Source organism: Franconibacter sp. IITDAS19 (genome assembly GCF_023079515.1).
Classification (GTDB): domain Bacteria; phylum Pseudomonadota; class Gammaproteobacteria; order Enterobacterales; family Enterobacteriaceae; genus Franconibacter; species Franconibacter pulveris.
Genome location: NZ_JALJCP010000002.1, coordinates 718,940 through 741,768, shown reverse-complemented (window position 1 = coordinate 741,768; position 22,829 = coordinate 718,940). Strand labels below are relative to the sequence as shown.

At 56.7% G+C, this 22,829-nt stretch carries 23 protein-coding genes; 13 read left to right on the top strand and 10 right to left on the bottom strand.

What is annotated here, in order from left to right:
- Positions 1-2: 2 nt before the first annotated feature.
- From sdaA to pabB, 3 genes are all read right to left on the bottom strand, one after another.
- Entirely contained in the window at positions 3-1,367 is a 1,365-nt protein-coding gene (sdaA, locus tag MT962_RS09375) for an L-serine ammonia-lyase (protein WP_024555732.1), read from the bottom strand.
- Positions 1,368-1,538: 171 nt separating this feature from the next.
- On the bottom strand, positions 1,539-2,117 hold the full coding sequence (locus MT962_RS09370; protein ID WP_024555731.1) for a CoA pyrophosphatase: 579 nt from the start codon (positions 2,115-2,117) through the stop codon (positions 1,539-1,541).
- Positions 2,117-3,484 carry an aminodeoxychorismate synthase component 1 gene (pabB, locus tag MT962_RS09365; protein WP_247365464.1) on the bottom strand — a complete coding sequence of 456 codons (1,368 nt, stop codon included), beginning with the start codon at positions 3,482-3,484 and terminating at the stop codon, positions 2,117-2,119. Before pabB ends, MT962_RS09370 begins: the two co-directional genes overlap by 1 nt.
- A 92-nt stretch (positions 3,485-3,576) precedes the next feature.
- Here pabB and MT962_RS09360 point away from each other — a divergent pair, with 92 nt between their 5' ends.
- On the top strand, positions 3,577-3,762 hold the full coding sequence (locus MT962_RS09360) for a YoaH family protein (RefSeq protein ID WP_024555729.1): 186 nt from the start codon (positions 3,577-3,579) through the stop codon (positions 3,760-3,762).
- A 21-nt stretch (positions 3,763-3,783) separates the two neighbouring features.
- Here MT962_RS09360 and MT962_RS09355 read toward each other — a convergent pair whose 3' ends face one another.
- Positions 3,784-4,128 (bottom strand): RidA family protein, encoded by a 345-nt coding sequence (locus MT962_RS09355; protein ID WP_024555728.1) that lies wholly within the window; start codon positions 4,126-4,128, stop codon positions 3,784-3,786.
- Positions 4,129-4,251: 123 nt separating this feature from the next.
- Between MT962_RS09355 and MT962_RS09350 the strand changes: the two genes are divergently transcribed.
- From MT962_RS09350 to rnd, 5 genes are all read left to right on the top strand, one after another.
- Positions 4,252-6,162: an ATP-dependent DNA helicase gene (locus MT962_RS09350; protein WP_024561565.1), complete on the top strand. Its 1,911-nt coding sequence runs from the start codon at positions 4,252-4,254 to the stop codon at positions 6,160-6,162.
- 68 nt (positions 6,163-6,230) lie between these two features.
- A complete protein-coding gene (gene tsaB, locus MT962_RS09345; RefSeq protein ID WP_247365463.1) occupies positions 6,231-6,926 on the top strand; it encodes a tRNA (adenosine(37)-N6)-threonylcarbamoyltransferase complex dimerization subunit type 1 TsaB in 696 nt (231 codons plus the stop codon).
- A gap of 38 nt (positions 6,927-6,964) precedes the next feature.
- The gene (locus MT962_RS09340; RefSeq protein WP_024555725.1) at positions 6,965-7,543 is read left to right on the top strand and encodes a Slp family lipoprotein; all 579 of its coding nucleotides are present in this window, start codon (positions 6,965-6,967) and stop codon (positions 7,541-7,543) included.
- Positions 7,544-7,748: 205 nt separating this feature from the next.
- Positions 7,749-9,434: a long-chain-fatty-acid--CoA ligase FadD gene (fadD, locus tag MT962_RS09335; RefSeq protein ID WP_024555724.1), complete on the top strand. Its 1,686-nt coding sequence runs from the start codon at positions 7,749-7,751 to the stop codon at positions 9,432-9,434.
- 83 nt (positions 9,435-9,517) lie between these two features.
- Entirely contained in the window at positions 9,518-10,633 is a 1,116-nt protein-coding gene (gene rnd, locus MT962_RS09330) for a ribonuclease D (protein ID WP_024555723.1), read from the top strand.
- A 109-nt stretch (positions 10,634-10,742) separates the two neighbouring features.
- On the opposite strand, the gene minE is transcribed toward rnd, so the two are convergent.
- The 3 genes from minE to minC are packed head-to-tail and all read right to left on the bottom strand — an operon-like array spanning position 10,743 to position 12,551.
- Positions 10,743-11,009, bottom strand: a complete 267-nt coding sequence (gene minE, locus MT962_RS09325) for a cell division topological specificity factor MinE (RefSeq protein WP_024554730.1) — start codon at positions 11,007-11,009, stop codon at positions 10,743-10,745.
- 3 nt (positions 11,010-11,012) lie between these two features.
- On the bottom strand, positions 11,013-11,825 hold the full coding sequence (minD, locus tag MT962_RS09320) for a septum site-determining protein MinD (RefSeq protein WP_024555722.1): 813 nt from the start codon (positions 11,823-11,825) through the stop codon (positions 11,013-11,015).
- 24 nt (positions 11,826-11,849) lie between these two features.
- Positions 11,850-12,551, bottom strand: a complete 702-nt coding sequence (gene minC, locus MT962_RS09315; RefSeq protein ID WP_024555721.1) for a septum site-determining protein MinC — start codon at positions 12,549-12,551, stop codon at positions 11,850-11,852.
- Between the two features lie 125 nt (positions 12,552-12,676).
- On the opposite strand from minC, the gene MT962_RS09310 reads away from it, so the two are divergent.
- From MT962_RS09310 to MT962_RS09295, 4 genes are all read left to right on the top strand, one after another.
- The gene (locus MT962_RS09310) at positions 12,677-12,952 is read left to right on the top strand and encodes a YcgL domain-containing protein (RefSeq protein ID WP_024561563.1); all 276 of its coding nucleotides are present in this window, start codon (positions 12,677-12,679) and stop codon (positions 12,950-12,952) included.
- 156 nt (positions 12,953-13,108) lie between these two features.
- A complete protein-coding gene (locus tag MT962_RS09305) occupies positions 13,109-13,768 on the top strand; it encodes a fumarylacetoacetate hydrolase family protein (protein WP_024555719.1) in 660 nt (219 codons plus the stop codon).
- Between the two features lie 89 nt (positions 13,769-13,857).
- Entirely contained in the window at positions 13,858-14,304 is a 447-nt protein-coding gene (locus MT962_RS09300; protein ID WP_024555718.1) for a YcgN family cysteine cluster protein, read from the top strand.
- Between the two features lie 221 nt (positions 14,305-14,525).
- Entirely contained in the window at positions 14,526-15,053 is a 528-nt protein-coding gene (locus MT962_RS09295; RefSeq protein WP_024555717.1) for a tyrosine-type recombinase/integrase, read from the top strand.
- Positions 15,054-15,388: 335 nt separating this feature from the next.
- Here the strand turns inward: MT962_RS09295 and dsbB are convergent, their stop codons facing one another.
- Together dsbB and nhaB are read right to left on the bottom strand one after the other, a co-directional pair.
- Positions 15,389-15,922: a disulfide bond formation protein DsbB gene (gene dsbB / locus MT962_RS09285; protein ID WP_024555716.1), complete on the bottom strand. Its 534-nt coding sequence runs from the start codon at positions 15,920-15,922 to the stop codon at positions 15,389-15,391.
- 131 nt (positions 15,923-16,053) lie between these two features.
- Entirely contained in the window at positions 16,054-17,601 is a 1,548-nt protein-coding gene (gene nhaB, locus MT962_RS09280; RefSeq protein ID WP_247365462.1) for a sodium/proton antiporter NhaB, read from the bottom strand.
- A 202-nt stretch (positions 17,602-17,803) separates the two neighbouring features.
- Here nhaB and fadR point away from each other — a divergent pair, with 202 nt between their 5' ends.
- The gene (fadR, locus tag MT962_RS09275) at positions 17,804-18,523 is read left to right on the top strand and encodes a fatty acid metabolism transcriptional regulator FadR (RefSeq protein ID WP_024561561.1); all 720 of its coding nucleotides are present in this window, start codon (positions 17,804-17,806) and stop codon (positions 18,521-18,523) included.
- A 43-nt stretch (positions 18,524-18,566) separates the two neighbouring features.
- Here fadR and MT962_RS09270 read toward each other — a convergent pair whose 3' ends face one another.
- Positions 18,567-20,102 carry a SpoVR family protein gene (locus MT962_RS09270; protein ID WP_024555713.1) on the bottom strand — a complete coding sequence of 512 codons (1,536 nt, stop codon included), beginning with the start codon at positions 20,100-20,102 and terminating at the stop codon, positions 18,567-18,569.
- A 321-nt stretch (positions 20,103-20,423) separates the two neighbouring features.
- Between MT962_RS09270 and MT962_RS09265 the strand changes: the two genes are divergently transcribed.
- Together MT962_RS09265 and dadX are read left to right on the top strand one after the other, a co-directional pair.
- The gene (locus MT962_RS09265; RefSeq protein ID WP_247365492.1) at positions 20,424-21,722 is read left to right on the top strand and encodes a D-amino acid dehydrogenase; all 1,299 of its coding nucleotides are present in this window, start codon (positions 20,424-20,426) and stop codon (positions 21,720-21,722) included.
- Between the two features lie 14 nt (positions 21,723-21,736).
- Positions 21,737-22,807, top strand: coding sequence for a catabolic alanine racemase DadX (gene dadX / locus MT962_RS09260; RefSeq protein WP_247365461.1), 1,071 nt, complete (start codon positions 21,737-21,739; stop codon positions 22,805-22,807).
- Positions 22,808-22,829 lie beyond the last annotated feature (22 nt).

Here is a 22,829-nt window from a genome sequence, read left to right as displayed (position 1 = left end):
GATTAGTCGCACTGGACTTTAATGGCTAAACCGCCACGCGAAGTTTCGCGGTATTTCGCGTTCATGTCTTTGCCGGTTTCGTACATGGTTTCGATTACTTTATCGAGAGAGACGCGCGGCTCGCTGGTGCGGCGCATCGCCATGCGCGCGGCGTTAATCGCCTTCACGGAGGCAATGGCGTTACGCTCGATGCACGGCACCTGCACCTGGCCGGCAACCGGGTCGCAGGTCAGGCCCAGGTTATGCTCCATGCCTATCTCCGCCGCTACGCACACCTGTTCCGGGCTTGCGCCCAGCAGCTCGGCGAGACCCGCCGCCGCCATTGAGCAGGCGACGCCCACTTCGCCCTGGCAGCCCACTTCCGCGCCTGAAATAGACGCGTTCATTTTATAAAGCGCGCCGATAGCGCCCGCCGCCAGGAAATAGCGGATGTAGATATCGGGACTAACCGATTCGATAAAGTGATCGTAATACGCCAACACCGCCGGGACGATGCCGCATGCGCCGTTGGTTGGCGCAGTCACCACGCGACCGCCCGCCGCGTTTTCTTCGTTCACCGCCAGCGCGAACATGTTCACCCAGTCAACGACGATCATCGGGTCGTTAGAAAGCTTATCGCTGGAGACCAGCATACGGCGCAGCGCGGAGGCGCGACGTGGTACGCGCAGAGGGCCTGGCAATACGCCTTCGGTATTCATCCCGCGATCGATACAGGCGCGCATGGTCTGCCAGACGTTCGCGAAGTACTCTTCAATCTCTTTCTTGCTGTGCAGCGCCAGTTCGTTCTGCATCACCAGACCAGAGAGAGAAAGGCCGGTTTCCCGGCAGTGCGCCAGCAGCGCTTTTGCGGAATCAAACGCATACGGCACGGTCACTTCGCTGGCGGCGTCTTTACCAAAATTCTCTTCGTCAACGATAAAACCGCCGCCGATGGAGTAGTACGTTTTGCTGTAAAGCAGCGTTTCGCCCTTAAAAGCGTGGATCTGCATGCCGTTTTCGTGCAGCGAAAGGTTATCGCTGTGAAAACGCATGCCGTTGTCTTTCGGAAAATCCACTTCATGACGTCCCAGCGCCAGCAGCAGGCGGCCGCGCGCTTCTACGTCGCGGATAAATGCGGGAATGGCGTCGATATCCACCGTCGCCGGCTCGTTGCCCGCGAGGCCCATAATAATGGCGATATCGGTATGGTGTCCTTTGCCGGTCAGCGACAGTGAACCGTAAACATCCACCGCAACGCGGGTGACGTCTTCGAGTAATCCTTTTTCGACCAGATCATCGACGAACTGCTTCCCGGCCTTCATCGGCCCTACGGTATGGGAAGAGGAGGGACCAATGCCCACCTTAAACATGTCGAATATACTAATCACGCTTTAACTCCTGACAGGGTCATTGTGATATCAATGACGATGTGAAAACTGCGCATAGTGTAAGAGGTTATTGTTCTGCGCTGTTAACTATTCACATGAATTATACTAATGGCTAACGCCAATCAACCTAATAAAGTGCTGTGGATCGCAATTTTTTACACACAATACGAGTCAGGGTTTAAAGCCTATCTGGAGAGCCAGCTCACGAATAATGCCTGCGGTCATTCCCCAGACAAAATAATGCTGATACCAGGAGAGCCAGACGCGGTGGCTGTTGCCCCGGCGATGGATATCGAGCGGATGATAGCGCCCCAGCCGCAGCGCTTCGGCAAGCGGCATTTCAAACACCGCCGCCACTTCATCCTGGCTTGCGTGATAATGCAGATTGGGCGGAATGATGCCCACGACTGGCGTAACCTGAAAACCGGTCACGCTGTCTACCGGCGGCAGTACGCCGATAACGTCTACGGCTTCGGGAGGAATAGCGACCTCTTCCTGCGCTTCCCGCAATGCGGCGGCGATTAAAGAGGCGTCAGTGTCATCCACGGCGCCGCCGGGAAAGGCGACCTGGCCTGCGTGCTTGCGAAGTTGCGCTGAGCGCTGGGTCAGCAGCAACCCTGGCTCGGGGCGGCGCACTATCGGCACCAGAACCGCCGCCTGGCGCTGATTAAGCGAGGCCTTATTCACCTGCGGGCGCAGCAGTTGAAAACGCGATAAAAAAGTGTCCAGTGACAATTCCGTCGTCTGCATTATTCCTCCTCAAGAGTGCGCAGAATACGATTAACTTTATCAAAAGTTTCCTGATATTCCGCTGACGCCTCGCTGTCGGCCACGATGCCGCCGCCGGCGGAGCAATAAAGCGTGCCGTTTTGCGCGGTGAGGGTGCGAATGGTAATGCTGGTGTCCATATTGCCGCAAAAGCTGATATAGCCCACGCTGCCGCACCAGGCGTTGCGTCGCTGCGGCTCAAGCTCCTCGATTATCGCCATCGCCCGCACTTTAGGCGCGCCGGTGATAGAACCGCCGGGAAACGCGGCGCGCAGCAGGTCGGTGGCATGCAGGTTTTCCGGCAGCGTGGCGGTAATGGTGCTGACCAGATGATGTACCGCCGGGAAAGGTTCTACGACAAAAAGCTCAGGCACCCGTACGCTGCCGGGCGTCGCTACGCGGCCGATGTCATTGCGCAGCAGATCGACAATCATCAGGTTTTCAGCGCGATCTTTAGGCGAGCACGCCAGCTTTTGCGCCTGTTTTGCATCTTCCTGCGGGTCGGCGAGGCGAGGCAGCGTGCCTTTAATCGGCCGGGTCTGAATCGCGTTTTGCTCAAGCAAAATAAAACGCTCGGGCGACAGGCTCAGAATGGCGTGCTGCGGCAGGCGCAAAAAGGCGCTGAAGGGGGCGCGGTTGGCCTCGTTAAGGCGCATAAACGCCTGCCACTCATCCCCTTCATAGTTTGCCTGAAAACGCTGCGCCAGGTTGACCTGATAACAGTCGCCGCTCAGCAAATAATCCTGTACGCGGCGGAATTTTTCGCCATACTGCTCGCGCGTCATATTCGCCTGCCAGCGGCTGGTGAGGCGAAACGGCGCGGCAGTCTCAGGTTTCTGCGCCAGAAGCCAGGCGAGCCGCGCCTGCGCGTCGCCGTGACAAACCAGCGTCAGGCGTTCAAGCTTATGATCGGCGATAAGCGCCCAGTCGTAGATCCCCACCGCCATATCGGGCGCGTGAACGTCCGCCTGTGCGTGTTGCGGCAGCTTCTCAAAACGACGCCCGAGATCGTAGCCAAACAGCCCCAGCGCGCCGCCCAGAAACGGCAGGTCCACGGCTGGCTGCGGCGTAATGCCGCAACGGTCAAGCTCGCGCTGAAGCAGCGTAAGCGGGTCGGCCCCAGAGGTTTCGCTGGTGGCGGCGCGGCGAATAACCGTTTCATCGCCGCGCGTTTCCAGCGTCGCCAACGGCTGGGCGACCAGGATATCGAACCGGTTATGGGGATGTCTGGCAAAGCCGGAATGCAGCAGCATCGCCCAGGGCTGAGGGCTCAGCGCGGCGAAATAGTCCAGCAGCGCGTCGCGGCGCCAGGGAAGCGTAAGCAGAGTGGGGGAGGAGTGGGTTTTCATCGACGTCTACACCGCTATGCCCCGGGACGGCGTCTGGCGTCCGCGCACGGGGCGTGAAATAATTGACGGCAGCAATGTAACAGGAGTTAACGATGTTTGCAGGTTTACCTTCGCTGACGCATGAGCAGCAGCAGAAAGCGGTCGAGCGTATTCAGGAGCTGATGGCCCAGGGTATGAGCAGCGGTCAGGCTATCGCTCAGGTGGCGCAAGAAATTCGCGCCAGCCATCAGGGCGACCGCATCGTCGCCCGTTTCGAGGATGAAGAAGAAGATGAATAACGCGGGGCGATCCGCGTTTTTTTATACGGCGGCGATAATTTTAATTTCCACTTTATAAGCCGGGTTCATCAGCCTCGCCTGCACGGTGCAGCGCACCGGCGCATGGCCCGCCACCACCCATTCATCCCAGGCGCGGTTCATGGCGGCGAAATCGTCGCCGTCAGCCAGAAAAATGGTCGCGTCAATCAGCTGCGTTTTATCGCTGCCCTGCGCCTTTAGTACCTCATCAATCTGCGCCAGCACATTGCCGGTTTGTTCATAGGCTTCGGCATCAAGGTTTTCCGGCACGCCAGTGTAATAAAGGGTCTGATTATGGATAACCGCGTCGGACCAGCGCGCCTCCGGATTGATTCGCTTAATCGTCATGATTTTTTCCTTTTCGTAAGTTTCGCCGCAAGCCTGGCATACTCCGCCGCCGACGTCACCTCTTCGGCTGGCGAAAGGGAGTCGGCCCTGACATAATCACTGGCAATTTAACCAGGGGGCAGTGTGACGGACGATTTTGCAGCAGATGGCCAGTTAGCCAAAGCGATACCGGGCTTTAAGCCCCGCGAGCCGCAACGCCAGATGGCGCAGGCGGTGACTGAAGCTATCGGCGCCGCCGAACCTTTAGTGGTGGAGGCAGGCACCGGCACCGGGAAAACTTACGCTTACCTCGCGCCCGCTTTACGCTCCGGCAAAAAGGTGATTATTTCAACCGGCTCGAAAGCGCTGCAGGATCAGCTCTACAGCCGCGATCTTCCCACCGTGGCGCGGGCGCTGGAATACAAAGGCAAGCTGGCGCTGTTGAAAGGGCGCTCCAACTACCTCTGTCTTGAACGGCTGGAGCAACAGGCGCTGGCGGGAGGCGACCTGCCGGTTCAGACCTTAAGCGACGTTATTCATCTGCGCGGCTGGGCCAATGAAACGGTGGATGGCGATATCAGCACATGCGGACGCGTGGCGGAAGACGCCGCCGTCTGGCCACTCGTCACCAGTACGAACGACAACTGCCTCGGCAGCGACTGCCCGCTCTATAAAGATTGTTTCGTCGTCAAAGCGCGCAAAAAAGCGATGGAGGCGGATATCGTCGTGGTAAACCACCATCTGTTTCTTGCCGATATGGTGGTGAAAGAGAGCGGGTTCGCAGAGCTTATTCCGCAAGCGGAAGTGATGATCTTCGACGAGGCGCATCAGCTTCCCGATATCGCCAGCCAGTATTTCGGTCAGTCGCTCTCCAGCCGCCAACTGCTGGATCTCGCTAAAGATATCACCATCGCCTACCGCACCGAGGTCAAAGATACTCAACAGCTGCAAAAATGCGCCGACCGCCTGGCCCAGAGCACGCAGGATTTCCGTATGCAACTTGGCGATCCGGGGTTTCGGGGGAATTTACGCGAGCTGTTAGCCGACGCTTCCATTCAGCGCGCGCTGCTGCTGCTGGATGACGCGCTGGAGCTTTGCTACGACGTGGCGAAGCTTTCGCTTGGCCGCTCCGCTTTGCTGGATGCCGCCTTTGAGCGCGCCACGCTTTATCGCGCCCGCCTCAAACGGCTTAAAGAGTTCAACAAGCCCGGCTACAGCTACTGGTATGAGTGCAACTCGCGCCACTTCACGCTGGCGCTGACGCCGCTTACGGTGGCCGATAAGTTTAAAGAGGTGATGGCGCAAAAAGCGGGAAGCTGGGTTTTCACCTCGGCGACGCTTTCCGTTAACGACGAATTGCACCACTTCACGGCGCGGCTGGGCATTGACGAGGCGAAAACGCTGCTGCTGCAAAGCCCCTTCGACTACGCCCGTCAGGCGCTGCTTTGCGTGCCGCGCGGCCTGCCGTTGCCTAATCAGCCCAACGCAGGCCGGGCGCTGGCCGCTATGCTAAGGCCGCTGATTGAAGCTAATAATGGCCGCTGCTTTATGCTCTGTACCTCGCACGCCATGATGCGCGAGCTGGCGGAGCAGTTCCGCGCCACGCTCTCGCTGCCGGTGCTGCTGCAGGGCGAAACCAGCAAGGGACAGCTGCTTGAGCAGTTCGTTACGGCGGGCAATGCGTTGCTGGTCGCCACCAGCAGCTTCTGGGAAGGGGTGGACGTACGCGGCGATACGCTGTCGCTGGTCATCATCGACAAACTCCCCTTTACGTCGCCGGACGATCCGCTACTTAAGGCGCGCATGGAGGATTGTCGACTGCGCGGCGGCGACCCATTCGATGAGGTGCAGTTGCCGGACGCCGTCATTACGCTGAAACAGGGGGTAGGGCGACTTATCCGCGACGTGGACGACCGCGGCGTGCTGGTAATTTGCGATAACCGGCTGGTGATGCGGCCTTATGGCGCCGTCTTCCTGAAAAGCCTGCCGCCCACGCCGCGAACCCGCGACATTCAGCAGGCGGCGCGCTTCCTCGCCGACGGCGGCGCGCAGTAATTTATGCCAGACTATGGTAATATGCGCGCCATTTTGAATACCACACCTCGCGAGAGTGCAATTTAGCTATGCGAATTCTGGCCATTGATACCGCCACGGAAGCCTGTTCGGCTGCGCTGTGGGACAACGGTACCGCCTATGCCCACTTTGAACTTTGTCCACGCGAACATACCCAGCGCATTCTGCCGCTGGTGCGCGAGATCCTGAACCAGAGCGGCGTTTCGCTGTCTGAGCTAAGCGCGCTGGCCTTTGGCCGCGGCCCCGGCAGTTTTACCGGCGTGCGTATCGGCATCGGCATCGCCCAGGGCCTGGCGCTTGGCGCGAACCTGCCGATGATCGGCGTTTCAACGCTTGCCACGATGGCGCAGGGCGCCTGGCGCAAAACCGGCGCGACACGCGTACTTGCCGCCATCGACGCCCGTATGGGCGAGGTTTACTGGGGCGAATACCAGCGCGACCACGAAGGCGTGTGGCATGGCGAAGAGACGGAGACAGTACTGAAACCCGACGCGGTTGCCGAACGGTTGAAACAGCTTGACGGCGAATGGGCTACGGTGGGTACGGGCTGGCCCGCATGGCCCAGCCTTGCGCAGGACAGCGACCTGTCGCTTTACGACGGCGAGATGCTGTTGCCTGCGGCGGAAGATATGCTGCCGCTGGCTTGTCAGCTTTTCATTGCCGGTCGCACCGTCGCGGTAGAAAACGCCGAGCCGGTTTATCTGCGTAACGAAGTGGCGTGGAAAAAACTGCCCGGCAGAGAATAGTTGCTCAGCGCACTGTCGCTGGGTTAAGGAGTTGCGGTATGGCGAGTCAAATGAAAAAAAGGGGCTGGCTGGCGCTGTTCGCCGCGCTGGCCCTGAGCGGTTGCGTTAGCGTGCCGGATGCCATTAAAGGCACCAGCCCAACCCCGCAGCAGGATCTGGCGCGGGTCATGAATGCTCCGCAGCTTTATGTCGGTCAGGAAGCGCGCTTCGGCGGCAAAGTGATCAACGTGAAGAATGAACAGGGCAAAACCCGTCTCGAAATTGCCACCGTGCCGCTCGATGAAGGGGCGCGGCCGCTGCTTGGTCAGCCGTCGCGCGGCCGTATTTACGCCGATGTCAGCACCTTCCTCGACCCGGTCGACTACCGCAATCAGCTTATCACCGTCGTGGGGCCGATAACCGGCACCGCTGAAGGTAAAGTTGGCGACGCTACCTACAAATATATGGTGATGCAGGTTAACGGTTTTAAGCGCTGGCGCGTTACGCAACAGGTTATGTTGCCGCCACAGCCGATAGATCCCTGGTACTGGGGGCCTTACAATCGCCCCTGGGGTTACGGTCCCGGCGTCTGGTATAGCCCTGGCCCCGCGCCTGTTCAGACAATAGTAACCGAGTAACTGATTGATTTTTTAATAAAAATAAACAGCGGCCGGTCCGCTGTTTATTTGTTTATAACCCATAACAAAAATAATTAGTGACGCGCTTCGCAACCTGAAACCAGCTTAATTAATAAACTGGTACGCTGAGTTAAAATAATGTTAACAACATGTTTATTGCTGCGGGGTTGTGATGACGACGAATACGATTTTCAGAGGTGACGCATTGAAGAAGGTTTGGCTTAACCGTTATCCGGCCGACGTTCCGGCAGAAATCAATCCCGATCGTTATCAGTCCCTGGTAGAGCTATTCGAACACGCCTGCACGCGTTATGCCGACCAGCCGGCATTTATCAATATGGGCGAGGTGATGACGTTCCGTAAGCTCGAAGAGCGCAGCCGCGCTTTCGCTGCTTATCTGCAACAGGGCCTGGGTCTGCAGAAAGGGGACCGCGTCGCGCTGATGATGCCGAATCTGCTGCAATACCCGGTCGCGCTGTTCGGCATTCTTCGCGCCGGCATGATTGTAGTGAACGTCAACCCGCTCTATACGCCCCGCGAACTGGAGCACCAGCTAAACGACAGCGGCGCCAGCGCCATTATTATCGTTTCTAACTTTGCTCACACGCTGGAAAAGGTCGTCGATAAAACCCAGGTGAAGCACGTTATCCTTACCCGCATGGGCGATCAGCTCTCCGCCACCAAAGGCACGCTGGTTAACTTTGTCGTGAAGTATGTGAAACGGCTGGTGCCGAAATACCATCTGCCGGACGCCATTTCGTTTCGCCGCGCGCTGCACGCGGGTTATCGCCTGCAGTATGTGAAGCCTGAGGTGCTGCCGGAAGATCTCGCTTTCCTGCAATACACAGGCGGCACGACCGGCGTGGCGAAAGGGGCGATGTTAACGCACCGCAATATGCTTGCAAATCTTGAGCAGGTGAACGCCACTTACGGGCCGCTGCTGCATCGGGGCAAAGAGCTGGTGGTCACCGCCTTGCCGCTCTATCACATCTTCGCGCTGACCATGAACTGCCTGCTGTTTATTGAGCTGGGCGGACAAAATCTGTTAATCACCAACCCGCGCGATATTCCGGGGCTGGTTAAAGAGCTGGCGAAATACCCCTTCACCGCCATGACGGGCGTCAATACGCTTTTCAACGCGTTGCTGAACAACAAAGAGTTCCAGCAGCTCGATTTTTCCACGCTTCATCTTTCCGCAGGCGGCGGCATGCCGGTGCAGCATGCGGTAGCGGAGCGCTGGGTAAAACTCACCGGGCAGTATCTGCTGGAAGGCTACGGCCTGACGGAATGCGCGCCGCTGGTAAGCGTTAACCCTCACGATATCGACTATCACAGCGGCAGCATCGGCCTGCCGGTGCCTTCAACAGAAGTCAAACTGGTGGATGACGAAGGGCGGGAAGTGGAGCCTGGGCTGCCGGGCGAGCTGTGCGTGAAAGGGCCGCAGGTCATGCTGGGTTACTGGCAGCGCCCCGACGCCACCGATGAGATAATCAAGGATGGTTGGCTGCACACCGGCGATATCGCGGTCATGGACGAACAGGGCTTTATGCGCATCGTCGATCGTAAAAAAGATATGATCCTGGTCTCGGGTTTTAACGTCTATCCTAACGAAATCGAAGATGTGGTGATGCAGCACAGCGGCGTCCATGAAGTGGCGGCCGTGGGTGTGCCTTCAGGCGTGAGCGGCGAGACCGTGAAGATCTTCGTGGTGAAGAAAGATCCGAACCTTAGCGAAGAGGCGCTTATCACCTTTTGTCGTCGGCATCTCACCGGCTATAAGGTGCCGAAGCTGGTGGAGTTCCGCCAGGAGCTGCCCAAATCCAACGTCGGCAAAATTTTGCGGCGAGAACTGCGTGACGAAGCGCGCCGCACGGGTAACAATACCCCCTGAGTTGCGAAGAAGTCGTCCAGACGCCGGTTCCGCCGGCGTTTTTTATGGGCGCAAACTTAAGAGAGAGTGATTTGAATTATCAGATGATTACCACCAATGAGGCGCTCTTGCAGCTTTGCGAGGCGGCTCGTCGTTTTCCGGCGCTGGCGCTGGATACCGAATTTGTCCGAACCCGTACCTATTACCCAATGCTTGGCCTCATCCAGCTTTACGATGGCGAGACCGTAGCGCTTATCGACCCGCTCACCATCACCGACTGGGCGCCGTTTCAGGCGCTATTGCAGGATGATGCAGTCACAAAATTCCTGCACGCGGGCAGCGAAGACCTGGAAGTGTTTCAGAACGCTTTCGGCATGATGCCGCAGCCCTTTATTGATACCCAGGTGCTGGCCTCTTTCGTTGGCAATCCGCTCTCCTGCGGCTTCGCCACCCTTGTTGAGAAATATACCGGCGTGGCGCTCGACAAGAGCGAATCGCGCACCGACTGGCTGGCGCGCCCGCTGACGGATCGCCAGTGCGACTATGCCGCCGCTGACGTCTGGTATCTGTTGCCCATTGCGCGTCAGCTGATGGATGAGACTGCCGAAGCGGGCTGGCTGGAAGCGGCGCTGGACGAGTGTCGCCTGATGGTGCTGCGCCGCAGCGAAACGCTGGACCCGGAAGAGGCCTGGCGCGAAATTGGTAACGCCTGGCAGCTTCGCCCGCGCCAGCTCGCCTGTCTGAAGTTGCTGGCGGCATGGCGGCTGCGTAAAGCTCGCGAGCGTGACCTGGCGGTAAACTTCGTGGTGCGTGAGGAACACTTGTGGCAGGTGGCGCGCTATATGCCGGGCTCCCTTGGCGAACTCGACGGTCTGGGGCTCTCCGGCAGCGAAATCCGCTTCCATGGCAAAACGCTACTGGCGATGGTGAGCGAAGCGCAGGCGCTGCCTGAAGAGGCGCTGCCTGCGCCGCTGCAAAATCTGGTTGATATGCCAGGCTATCGCAGCGCTTTCAAAGCCATCAAGGCGCTGGTGCAGGAGATAAGCAAGGCGAAAGGCGTAAGCGCGGAACTGCTTGCTTCCCGTAGGCAAATTAACCAGTTGCTTAACTGGCACTGGCAGCTCAGGACGCAAACTATGCTGCCGGAATTAATCAGCGGCTGGCGGGAAAAATTAATGGGCGATGAAATTAAGACGCTGCTGCAGGAATATGTGCGGTAAAGCTGTATATATTTCCAGTCAATGAGCGCGTTCCGAAAATTAAATTTTTAGCAACGCGTAAACCCGGACAGAAATTAAAAAGCCCTGGATAAAACTCCAGGGCTTTTTTTTATTTCGACTCTTCCGCTTCCGGCAGCGTTACGTTGAGCTCAAGCACCGAAATATCGTCGCCTTTTTGATCGAGCTGGACCGTAACCATTTCTGGATCAATCTGTACATATTTACAGATGACCTCAAGAATATCCCTTTTCAGCTGCGGTAAATAATGCGGCTCGGCGTCGCTGCGTCGACGTTCCGCCACGATTATTTGCAGTCGTTCTTTCGCGATGTTCGCGGTACTCTTTTTTCGTGAGAGAAAAAAGTCTAGTAAAGCCATGAGTTATCCTCCGAACAGGCGTTTGAGGAAACCTTTCTTCTCTTCTTCAATGAAGCGGAAAGGGCGTTCTTCTCCCAACAGACGTTCAACGGTATCGGCGTACGCTTTGCCTGCGTCCGAGGCGGAATCCAGAATCACCGGCTCGCCCTGGTTGGAGGCGCGCAGCACAGATTGATCTTCCGGAATCACCCCAACCAGCGGAATGCGCAGGATCTCCAGCACATCTTCCATGCTCAGCATATCGCCTTTGCTGACGCGGCCCGGGTTGTAACGGGTCAGCAGCAGATGTTCTTTAATCGGATCGTGGCCGTTCTCGGCGCGGCGAGATTTGGAGGCCAGAATGCCGAGAATACGGTCTGAATCGCGTACCGAGGAGACTTCCGGGTTGGTGGTGATCACGGCTTCGTCCGCGAAGTAAAGCGCCATCAACGCGCCGGTTTCGATGCCGGCCGGGGAGTCGCACACGATAAAGTCGAAATCCATCTTTTGCAGATCGTCCAGGACCTTCTCCACCCCTTCACGCGTCAGCGCGTCTTTGTCGCGCGTTTGCGACGCCGGGAGAATGTAAAGGTTGTCGGTCCTTTTGTCTTTAATCAGCGCCTGATTAAGTGTGGCATCGCCCTGGATAACGTTAACGAAATCGTATACGACACGGCGTTCACATCCCATGATCAAGTCAAGGTTACGCAGACCAATATCGAAATCGATAACAACGGTTTTTTTTCCCTTCTGGGCCAAACCCGTAGCGATGGCCGCGCTGGAGGTGGTTTTGCCAACGCCCCCTTTACCTGATGTAACTACAATAATGCGTGCCATAAAGGAATTCCTTGTGAAAAGGGCTTAAATCAAAGGTTGAACAGACAAAGCGCCCTCAGCCAGTCTCAGGCGGGCGGCTTTGTTATAAAATTCGGCCGGGATCTGCTCGCTCAGCCAGTATACCCCTGCGATAGAAACCAGTTCCGCCGCAAGGCTTGTGCAAAAAATTTGCGCTTCTCGCTCGCCGCTGGCGCCTGCCAGCGCGCGTCCTCGCATCATGCCGTAGATATGGATGTTGCCATCGGCGATGAGCTCCGCACCCGCGCTGACGTGATTAGTCACAATTAAATCAGAATGCGGGGCATAAATACGCTGACCAGATCGGACTGGCGCATCAATAATTCGCGTTTTTGTGATGGGAGTAACAACGGGTTCGACGGGGATTTCAGGCACGACAGGCTGCGCCGCCCGGGCCTTCTCTTTACCTTCATTCAGCAAAGCGATGCCGGCGCGAGCAATCTCCGCTTTCAGCGTGTCGTCCTTACAGCCGCTGAAGCCCACCAGATGCAGCCCGCTTGCCTTCACGGCGCGATGGATTTGCTGCCAGTCCACCGGCCCTTCCAGCCCGGCGATATTCACAACCACAGGCGCGTTTTTCAAAAAAGCCGGTGCCTGAGCTATTTTGTCTTCCAGCGCTTTGCGAATAACTTCCGGGTGAGCGTCATGCAAATGAACCACTGATAACGTGAAACTGCTGCCTTTAAGCTCGATGGGCGTGTTTGACATCCTGGCCTTACTCAATTCAGTTTTAACCACCCACCGGGGTGGGATGATATTCCGTAGCACGTCAGGCATGTTATAGTCCCCGTTATATTGAGGCAAGTCACCATCTGGCTAAACAGAGTAAAAACATGTTTTGTGTGATCTATAAAAGTTCCCGTCGCGAACAGACTTATCTGTATGTTGAAAAAAAAGACGATTTTTCGAAGGTGCCGACGGAATTAATGCAAAGTTTCGGCACACCCATAATGACAATGCTATTGCCATTAGACGGACGGAAAAAATTAGCGCACGCCGATCTTGATAAAGTAAAACAAGCGCTTCAGGAGCAGGGCTATTATTTGCAATTGCCGCCGCCGCCGGAAAATTTGTTGAAAGCGCATCTCGAAGCGCAAAAAAAAGCCTGACCTGCTCCGACGCCGCGTTTTGCGGCGTCGGCCGTTTTCGCCGTTTGTTTTTTCCTCTCTCTATACTGAATCCTGTTACGCTTTGAAACATTGACTCGCGCCCGGCGGGCGGAGATAGTCATTTTTCGGACAATGAGCTCGATTCAGGGGAAAGACATGTACCAACATCATAACTGGCACGGCGCGCTGCTTGATTTTCCGGTGAGCAAAGTGGTCTGTGTAGGCAGCAACTATGCCAAACATATTAAAGAGATGGGCAGCGCCACGCCGGAAGAGCCGGTGCTGTTTCTGAAGCCGGAAACCGCGCTTTGCGATTTGCGCCAGCCGCTGGCGCTGCCGCAGGGTCTTGGCGATGTGCATCATGAAGTGGAACTGGCCGTACTTATTGGCGCGACGCTTAAGCAGGCCACGCCTGAACATGTCGCTAAAGCGATTGCCGGTTACGGCGTGGCGCTGGATCTGACCCTTCGCTCTTTGCAGAGCAAAATGAAAAAAGCGGGCCAGCCGTGGGAAAAGGCGAAAGCGTTTGATAACTCGTGCCCGGTTTCAGGGTTCATCCCGGTGGCTGAATTTCAGTCCGATCCGCAAAACACGCCGCTAAGCCTTATCGTTAACGGCGAAACGCGCCAGAACGGCACAACCGCTGACATGATCCACAAGATTGTGCCGCTGATTGCCTACATGAGCCGTTTCTTTACGCTGCGCGCAGGCGACGTTATCCTCACCGGCACGCCGGAAGGGGTAGGGCCGCTCGCCAGTGGCGATGAACTGGAAGTGCGCTTCAATGGCGAAAGCCTCAGTACTCGCGTGCTGTAATCTTCTGCCGCCCGCAGGGGCGGCAAAACTTGCATCAGGCGTCCATACTGTTTATAAGGTGCAGCTGAATTTGCTTTGCGGATACCGGTATGAACGAAACGCCTTTCTGGCAGCAAAAGAAACTGGACGAAATGAGCGACGCGGAGTGGGAATCTCTCTGCGACGGCTGCGGTCAGTGTTGCCTGCATAAACTGATGGATGAAGATACGGATGAAATTTATTTCACCAACGTCGCCTGTCGTCAGCTTAATATCAAAACCTGCCAGTGCCGTAACTATGAGCGTCGGTTCGACTTCGAGCCTGACTGCATCAAACTGACGCGGGAAAACCTGCCGACCTTTGAATGGTTGCCGCCTACCTGCGCCTACCGCCTGTTAGCCGAAGGCAAAAATCTGCCGCTGTGGCACCCGCTGCGCACCGGTTCGAAAGCCGCTATGCACGCTGAGCGCATCTCCGTGCGCCATATCGCGGTAAAAGAGTCGGAAGTGACTGACTGGCAAGATCACATACTCAATAAGCCCGACTGGGCTGAATAACCTTTTCCCACCTGCGCTTTCACGCTGAGAGCGCAGGAAGTACCACCCACCGCCTGCGTTCTCATCCGAACGCGCGATATCACCGCCTCCTCGGTTTCGTTATTAAAAAGAGACGGGCCAGACGGCCTTTTTTGCGCCATCGCTACCTGCAAGGTAGTGGTTTTGTCTCGTCTGAAACGACGCCAGGGCGTCATTTTCAGACCAACGCGAGTGATATCACAATGGCTAAAGCCGAAGCTCTGACTCCGCTTGAGTTCTGGAAGATCCACGAAGCGCTGCTCAGTCACAACACTACCTATTCTGACCTCTGGTATTTTCTCTACCATGCGCCGTTAAAAATTGGTGAAGTGCTGACGCTGACCTTCGATGATATTGAAAACAGCCGCATCCGGGCCGATGAGAAGCGCGGGAACCGGGCGCTGGCCTTAAATGAAGCAGCGATGAGCGTTATCACTAAACGCCAGAAGCGTTACCCGCAAGATGTTTATCTATTCCAGAGCCACTCCAACCGCGTAAAGGCGCAGCCGAAGGCGATTACCATCATCGCTTTTAACGCCGCGCTGCGCCAGGCGGCGGCAAAGGTGACGACGAAAAATGTCAGCAGCCAGAGCGCGCGCAAAACGCGAGCCATGCAGCTGTTGACCCAAGGGGCGGATCTGGAATTTATCAGCGTAATGCTTAACCACCATGACGCCGCCTATACGCGGGCGTGGCTGGGCGCTGATGAGGAAAAGACGAAGGCGGCGTGAAGTAAAAAGAAAAGGCCGCCGGAGCGACCTTTTCTCTTATTTTTTAGTCGGGGTCGGTTTTTTGTCCCCGGACTCCGGCGCGTCGTTTGGGTTATCTTTTTCGACGTTAAGTTTGTAAGCTCGCATCTGTCCTCCTGTCATTATCAAGGTTCACTTCAGTGTAGGACGGCTTCGCCGCAACAAGCCAGGCGGCAACGAGCACTCCAGGAATCATCCGGCTCCATCCTGCGCAAGATGCAGACTTACCTCACGCCGCCTTAATCGCCTGAAAGACAAAAAGCTGCTGCCAGACCAGCCGGCTATCCGCCTGACGGGGATAGCCGGCGGCAAAAAGATTAGAAGCGGCCGAAAAGGTCGCGTTTTTTAGGTTTGAAAAACTGAGCGATAACCACCAGCGCCGCCACCAGCAGATAAGCGGCGAAAATAACCATCAGCCACTGCGGCATTTCAAGCGACAGGAAAGACCACTGGCGCTCTGCGCAGTCGCCGCTTGCGACAAACACCTGCGGCAGCCATTTATCCAGCGGCAGCCACGTCGGGAACCGCGCGGCGAAATCACAGGTAGCGAACGGGGAAGGGTGCAGCTGAACCATGGTGTGCTCATAGGAGAGCATCAGCCCTTTCACGGCGCTGTAAAGCCAGATAAGGATAGCCACAAAACGCAGCGGCGTTTTCGGCGCGATGGCGCCCACAAGCCCGGCGCCCATTACGCCAAACAGCGCGCATCGTTCATAAATACACAAAACACAAGGCTTCAGCATCATGACATGCTGGAACCACAGCGCCACCATTTCGAGCGCAAAAGCGGTCAATGCTAACAGCAGCCAGGCGCCGCGTCCTCGTGAGCATTGGTTTAAAAATCGCAACATAGTTATTTCCCTGCAGGATGCGTTGAACGGGCAGTGTAAACCAATTCATTTTCCGCGCCACTAGCGTAGCGAAAAAATAGAGATAAGAGCCTGCCCGTAAGGGAAATTTTGGGCCCTAAAGGGCCCAAAAGTTACATCGATGGGGTGGATATCCACTGATGCGCCAGCAGCCATTCGGTGAAGGGCGTCAGCGGGTAAGCCACGCACAGCAGCCCGACCAGCGTTAGCACAAGGGTATAGGGCAGCGCCATCCACACCATCCGGCCATAGGAGAGACGGATAAGCGGCGCCAGCGCTGAGGTAAGCAGGAACAGAAACGCCGCCTGGCCGTTCGGCGTGGCGACCGAAGGCAGGTTGGTGCCGGTATTAATCGCCACCGCCAGCAGCTCAAACTGCTTCACGTCGATAACCCCCTGCTGCAGCGCGTTCTTCGCTTCGTTGATATAAACGGTGCCTACAAAGACGTTATCGGAAATCGACGATAGCAGGCCGTTAAAGAGATAGAAAAGCGAAAGCTGCGCGTGAGGCGAGGCGTCCAGCACAAACTGGATAATCGGCGCAAAAAGATGCTGGTCGATAATCACCGCCACAACGGCGAAGAAGACCGTCAGCAGCGCGGTAAAAGGCAGCGCTTCGGTAAAGGCTTTGCCGATCGCGTGCTCGTCAGTCACGCCGCAAAGCGCGGTGGCGAAAATAATGACGGAAAGCCCGATAAGTCCTACCTCCGCCAGATGAAGCGCCAGCGCAACGATAAGCCATACGGCGATAACGCCCTGCACGAGAAGCCGCACGCGATCCTGCGGGCTGCGTTTGCGCGCGCTCTCCTGATCGTAGTCATGCAGAATCGTGCGCACCTCTTCAGGCAGCGTAGCGCCATAACCAAAGGTTTTGGTTTTCTCCAGCAGAACGCAGGTCAGCAGGCCGCAAAGCAGCACCGGCACGCTCACTGGCGCCATGCGCAGCAGGAAATCAACAAAGCTCCAGTCCGCCGCTTTGGCGATAATCAGATTCTGCGGTTCTCCTACCATAGTCATAACACCGCCAAGCGCGGTGCCGACGCCGGCGTGCATCATCAGGCTGCGCAGAAAGGCGCGGAATTGTTCCAGGTCTTCCCGTTGCTGCTTGTCGATGTTGGAATCATCAAGCAGATCCTGATGCTCATCGCGTGAAGAGGCAACCCGATGATAAATGCCGTAAAAACCGACCGCGACGCTAATTACTACCGCCACAACGGTCAGCGCATCGAGGAACGCGGATAAAAACGCGGCGGCGAAGCAAAAAGAGAGCGAGAGCAGCGCTTTAGAACGAATGCCAAGCAACAGCCTGGTAAAAATCAGCAGCAATAGCTGTTTCATGAAATAGATGCCCGCGACCATGAAGATAAGCAGCAGGATCACCTCTAGATTGTTGGCCAGCTCTTCACGGACATGATTGGGCGTGGTCATCCCAATCATCACCGCTTCAATGGCCAGCAGCCCGCCTGGCAGCAGCGGATAGCATTTCAGCGCCATCGCCAGCGTGAAAATAAATTCGGCCACCAGCATCCAGCCAGCGATAAAAGGGTTAACCCAGAACACCAGCGGGTTGAGTATCAAAAACAGAAGCAGCGTCAGCTTATACCAGTTCGGCGACTGGCCGAGAAAATTGCGGTAAAAGGCGCGGCTGAATGACATTTCCATGCGTAGTCCTTGCAGTAACAGCAGATCTTTTTTGAAGGGAGAAGAGTAACGGCCCACGCCTGGTCAGGCAACTGTGAAAGCCCGGCGGTAATTAGCAAAAAGTAAACCAGGATCCCTTTTTTCACCAGCTGCTGCGCTATCTGTGCTAAACCTCATCTGGTATGATGAGTGAATTTTGCATAGGTGTAATGGAAATCGCATTATGGTTATAAAGGCGCAGAGCCCAGCGGGTTTCGCGGAAGAGTACATTATCGAAAGCATCTGGAATAACCGTTTTCCTCCCGGTTCTATTCTGCCTGCTGAACGCGAACTCTCTGAACTTATTGGTGTAACACGCACAACGCTGCGTGAAGTTTTACAGCGCCTTGCTCGGGATGGCTGGCTGACTATTCAGCACGGCAAGCCGACGAAGGTTAATAATTTCTGGGAAACCTCGGGGCTTAACATTCTGGAAACGCTGGCGCGTCTCGATCACGAGAGCGTGCCGCAGCTTATCGACAACCTGCTGTCGGTGCGCACCAATATCTCAACCATTTTTATTCGCACCGCGTTGCGGCTTCATCCCGATCAGGCGCAGCAGGTGCTCGCCACGGCCAGCGAGGTGGAAGACCACGCGGATGCGTTTGCAGAGCTGGATTACAACATTTTCCGCGGTCTGGCTTTTGCTTCAGGTAACCCCATTTACGGCCTCATCCTGAACGGCATGAAAGGGCTGTATACCCGCATCGGGCGCCACTATTTTTCAAGCCCCGAAGCGCGCAGCCTGGCGCTCGGTTTCTACCATCATCTGGCGAAGTTGTGTGACGCAGGCGATTACGAAGCGGTTTACAATGTAGTACGCGCCTATGGTCGCGACAGCGGGGAAATCTGGCACCGCATGCAGAAAAACCTGCCGGGCGATCTGGCGATGCACAGTCGCTAAGCGCAGACAGTAAAAAGGCTTCCTTCGGGAAGCCTTTTTCGCGTTACAGGCTGTTGAGCCGTGGCGGGCAGCGCTCCAGCAGCTCGATGCTGCCGTCTTCGTTCTGCTGCTCCAGCATAACGTCAAACCCCCACAGGCGATGCACATGCTTGAGCACTTCCCGACGGCCCCGGTCCAGCGGCGCGCGGTTATGAGGAATGTAGCGTAGCGTCAGCGAACGGTCGCCACGCAGGTCGACGTTCCACACCTGGATATTCGGCTCAAGGTTGCTCAGGTTGTACTGCGCCGAGAGCTTGTTGCGGATCTCCCGATAACCCTCTTCATTGTGAATAGCGGAAATTTCCAGGTAGTTATTACGGTCATCGTCCAGCACCGTAAACAGGCGGAAATCACGCATCACCTTCGGCGACAGGAACTGGCTGATAAAGCTCTCGTCTTTGAAATCGCGCATGGCGAAATGCAGCGTGTCGAGCCAGTCGGAGCCGGCGATGTCCGGGAACCAGTATTTATCCTCTTCCGTCGGCGACTGGCAGATGCGCTTGATGTCCTGGAACATCGCAAAGCCCAGCGCATAGGGATTAATGCCGTTGTACCACGGGCTGTTGTAAGGCGGCTGGAACACCACGTTGGTGTGGCTGTGTAAAAACTCCAGCATAAAGCGCTCGGTCACTTTGCCTTCGTCGTACAGGTGATTAAGGATGGTGTAGTGCCAGAACGTGGCCCACCCTTCGTTCATCACCTGCGTCTGTTTTTGCGGATAGAAATACTGGCTGACTTTACGCACGATGCGCAGGATCTCACGCTGCCAGGGCTCCAGAAGCGGTGCGTTTTTCTCCATAAAATAGAGCAGGTTCTCCTGCGGCTCGGAAGGATAACGGCGCGCCGCTTCTATCGTTTTCTCCTCTTCGCGACGCGGCAGGGTGCGCCAGAGCATATTCACCTGGCTTTGCAGATACTCTTCGCGGCTCTTCTGCCGCGCTTTCTCCTCCTGCAAAGAGATTTTCTGCGGGCGTTTATAACGATCCACACCGTAGTTCATCAGCGCATGACAGGAGTCGAGCAGTTTTTCCACTTCCACTACGCCGTAGCGCTCTTCGCATTCGGTAATATAGTTGCGGGCGAAGATGAGGTAATCGATTATCGAGCTGGCGTCAGTCCAGCTGCGGAACAAATAGTTGTTTTTAAAGAAGGAGTTGTGACCATAGCAGGCGTGCGCCATTACCAGCGCCTGCATGGTGATCGTGTTCTCCTCCATCAGGTAGGCGATACAGGGGTTTGAGTTAATCACAATTTCATAGGCCAGCCCCTGCTGCCCATGTTTGTAGAGTCGCTCCGTTTCAATAAACTTTTTACCAAACGACCAGTGGGGATAGTTAATCGGCATGCCGACGCTTGAATAAGCATCCATCATCTGCTCGGAGGTAATGATTTCAATCTGATGCGGATAGGTTTCCAGCCGGTAGAGTTTCGCTACGCGGTCAATCTCGGCGAGATAGGTATCCAGCAGATCAAACGTCCAGTCAGGTCCATCGCTCAGACGTCGGGTATCCTTGGTGGTGGGATCAGTTACGGTAGCCATAGCGCGCCCTCATTGTTAGCGGCCCTCGTCTGGAGAAGGGCCTCATTTCAAGCATAGAACACAGCGGAAAATTGAACGACGCGCCAAAATTTTTTCTACGCGATTTTGCGATCCCAGCTATCGGAAAAAAGCGGCGTCGGCAGCATTTTATCTTGTCGCTAATCTAACCGAAGCAGGACCTTCTGAATCTCAACTGCCTGTGCTGGTGGGAAAAGGTGTGAAATGAGTCACCATAAAAAAGCCATATGTTGAATAACATTTTCATCCAGGTTATCAATTTGTAAGCAGTTAATTATTCTTCAATCTGGAATCGGAGTGATTATGCATGTAGTCGTGCTGGGAAGTGGGGTAGTGGGCGTCACCAGCGCCTGGTATTTACGACAGGCAGGCCATGACGTAACGGTAATCGACCGCGAGCCCGGCCCGGCGCTGGAAACCAGCGCCGCCAACGCCGGACAGATCTCTCCCGGTTACGCCGCGCCCTGGGCGGCGCCAGGCGTGCCGCTGAAAGCCATTAAGTGGATGTTCCAGCGCCACGCGCCGCTGGCGATAAGCCTCGACGGCACCCGTTTCCAGCTCCAGTGGATGTGGCAAATGCTGCGCAACTGCGACACCCGCCACTACATGCAGAATAAAGGCCGCATGGTGCGCCTGGCCGAATACAGCCGCGACTGTTTAAAAGCGCTGCGTGAAAGCACCGGCATTCAGTACGAAGGACGTCAGGGCGGCACGTTACAACTTTTCCGCACCGCTCAGCAGTATGAAAACGCTTCGCGGGATATCGCAGTACTGCAAAGCGAAGGGGTGCCTTATCGTCTGCTGGAATCCGCCCAGCTGGCGGAAGTGGAGCCGGCGCTCGCGGGAGTCGCCCACAAGCTGACCGGCGGTTTACAGCTGCCTAACGACGAAACCGGCGACTGTCAGCTTTTCACCCAGCGACTGGCGAAAATGGCCGAAGAGGCGGGCGTGGTGTTTCGCTACAATACCCCCGTGGACCGCCTGCTTTATGAAGGTCAGCGCATTTACGGCGTGAAATGCGGCGAAGAGGTGGTAAAAGCGGATGGCTACGTAATGGCTTTCGGCTCGTATTCCACCGCCATGCTGAAGGGCATTGTCGATATCCCGGTTTATCCGCTCAAAGGGTATTCGCTCACCATTCCGGTGGTGGAAGAGAGCGGCGCGCCCGTCTCCACGGTGCTTGATGAAACATACAAAATTGCTATTACCCGCTTCGACAACCGGATCCGCGTGGGCGGCATGGCGGAAATCGTCGGTTTCAACACCGAACTGCTGCAACCGCGCCGCGAAACGCTGGAGATGGTGGTGCGCGATCTCTATCCGCGCGGCGGTAAAATTGAAGCGGCGCAGTTCTGGACAGGGCTGCGGCCGATGACGCCGGACGGCACGCCGGTGGTGGGCCGCACGCCGTTTAAAAATCTCTGGCTTAACACCGGTCACGGTACGCTTGGCTGGACCATGGCCTGTGGCTCCGGGCAACTGCTGAGCGACCTGATTTCCGGGCGCACCCCCGCCATTCCGTTTGACGATCTCGGCGTGGCGCGCTATCGCCCGGACTTTACGCCATCTTCTTCGCATCGCCTGCACGGCGCGCATCAGTAACCTAAGGAGCAAGCATGTCACGTCCCATCGTCGCGAGTCTCGACCTGCAGGCGCTGCGTCAAAACCTGCAGGTGGTGCGCCGCGCCGCGCCGCATTCTCGCGTCTGGTCGGTGGTGAAGGCCAACGCATACGGCCACGGACTGGATCGCGTCTGGTCCGCGCTCGGCGCCACGGACGGTTTCGCGATGCTGAATCTGGAAGAGGCTATTCTGCTGCGCGAGCGCGGCTGGAAAGGGCCTGTCCTGCTGCTGGAAGGCTTTTTCCACGCCGACGAGCTGGCGCTGTTTGATAAATATCGCCTGACCACCAGCCTGCACAGCAACTGGCAGGTGAAGGCGCTGGCGAACGCGAAGCTTAACGCGCCGCTGGATGTGTACCTCAAAATCAACAGCGGCATGAACCGACTCGGCTTTGCGCCGGAGCGGGTGCACAGCGTCTGGCAGCAGCTGCGCGACATTAAAAACGTCGGCCAGCTAACGCTAATGGCGCACTTCGCCGACGCGGATAAACCCGACGGCATCGACGAGCCGATGCGGCGCATCGGGCAGGCGGCAGAGGGCATCGACGCCCCGCGCTCGCTCGCCAATTCCGCCGCCACGCTCTGGCATCCGCAGGCCCATTTCGACTGGGTTCGCCCGGGTATCGCGCTGTATGGCGCTTCGCCGAGCGGGCAGTGGCGGGATATCGCCACCAGCGGTTTGCAGCCGGTGATGAGCTTAAAGAGCGAGATAATCGGCATTCAAAACCTGAAAGCGGGCGAGACGGTCGGATACGGCAGCCGCTACCGCGCAGACCAGGAGCGGCGCATCGGCATCGTCGCCTGCGGTTACGCCGACGGCTACCCGCGCCAGGCGCCGGACGGCGCGCCGGTGCTGGTCGATGGCGTACGCACAGGCATTGTCGGCACTGTCTCAATGGATATGCTGGCGGTGGATTTAACGCCCTGTCCGCAGGCGGGCATCGGCAGTCCGGTGGAGTTGTGGGGCAACGCCATCAAGGTTGATGACGTGGCAAGCGCGGCGGGTACGGTGGGCTATGAACTGCTGACGGCGTTAGCGCCGCGTGTGTCGGTGGTGACAGTGTAACTTTTGCTGTTCAGGCCTACAG

Coding starts and splice junctions, on each gene's coding strand:
- minC (WP_024555721.1), bottom strand. CDS start 12,551: ATGTCAAACACGCCCATCGAGCTTAAAGGCAGCAGTTTCACGTTATCA.
- MT962_RS09370 (WP_024555731.1), bottom strand. CDS start 2,117: ATGCAGACGACGGAATTGTCACTGGACACTTTTTTATCGCGTTTTCAA.
- MT962_RS09300 (WP_024555718.1), top strand. CDS start 13,858: ATGAACGAAACGCCTTTCTGGCAGCAAAAGAAACTGGACGAAATGAGC.
- tsaB (WP_247365463.1), top strand. CDS start 6,231: ATGCGAATTCTGGCCATTGATACCGCCACGGAAGCCTGTTCGGCTGCG.
- MT962_RS09340 (WP_024555725.1), top strand. CDS start 6,965: ATGGCGAGTCAAATGAAAAAAAGGGGCTGGCTGGCGCTGTTCGCCGCG.
- dadX (WP_247365461.1), top strand. CDS start 21,737: ATGTCACGTCCCATCGTCGCGAGTCTCGACCTGCAGGCGCTGCGTCAA.
- rnd (WP_024555723.1), top strand. CDS start 9,518: ATGATTACCACCAATGAGGCGCTCTTGCAGCTTTGCGAGGCGGCTCGT.
- nhaB (WP_247365462.1), bottom strand. CDS start 17,601: ATGGAAATGTCATTCAGCCGCGCCTTTTACCGCAATTTTCTCGGCCAG.
- MT962_RS09270 (WP_024555713.1), bottom strand. CDS start 20,102: ATGGCTACCGTAACTGATCCCACCACCAAGGATACCCGACGTCTGAGC.
- minE (WP_024554730.1), bottom strand. CDS start 11,009: ATGGCTTTACTAGACTTTTTTCTCTCACGAAAAAAGAGTACCGCGAAC.
- MT962_RS09355 (WP_024555728.1), bottom strand. CDS start 4,128: ATGACGATTAAGCGAATCAATCCGGAGGCGCGCTGGTCCGACGCGGTT.
- MT962_RS09360 (WP_024555729.1), top strand. CDS start 3,577: ATGTTTGCAGGTTTACCTTCGCTGACGCATGAGCAGCAGCAGAAAGCG.
- MT962_RS09310 (WP_024561563.1), top strand. CDS start 12,677: ATGTTTTGTGTGATCTATAAAAGTTCCCGTCGCGAACAGACTTATCTG.
- dsbB (WP_024555716.1), bottom strand. CDS start 15,922: ATGTTGCGATTTTTAAACCAATGCTCACGAGGACGCGGCGCCTGGCTG.
- fadR (WP_024561561.1), top strand. CDS start 17,804: ATGGTTATAAAGGCGCAGAGCCCAGCGGGTTTCGCGGAAGAGTACATT.
- MT962_RS09265 (WP_247365492.1), top strand. CDS start 20,424: ATGCATGTAGTCGTGCTGGGAAGTGGGGTAGTGGGCGTCACCAGCGCC.
- pabB (WP_247365464.1), bottom strand. CDS start 3,484: ATGAAAACCCACTCCTCCCCCACTCTGCTTACGCTTCCCTGGCGCCGC.
- MT962_RS09305 (WP_024555719.1), top strand. CDS start 13,109: ATGTACCAACATCATAACTGGCACGGCGCGCTGCTTGATTTTCCGGTG.
- MT962_RS09295 (WP_024555717.1), top strand. CDS start 14,526: ATGGCTAAAGCCGAAGCTCTGACTCCGCTTGAGTTCTGGAAGATCCAC.
- minD (WP_024555722.1), bottom strand. CDS start 11,825: ATGGCACGCATTATTGTAGTTACATCAGGTAAAGGGGGCGTTGGCAAA.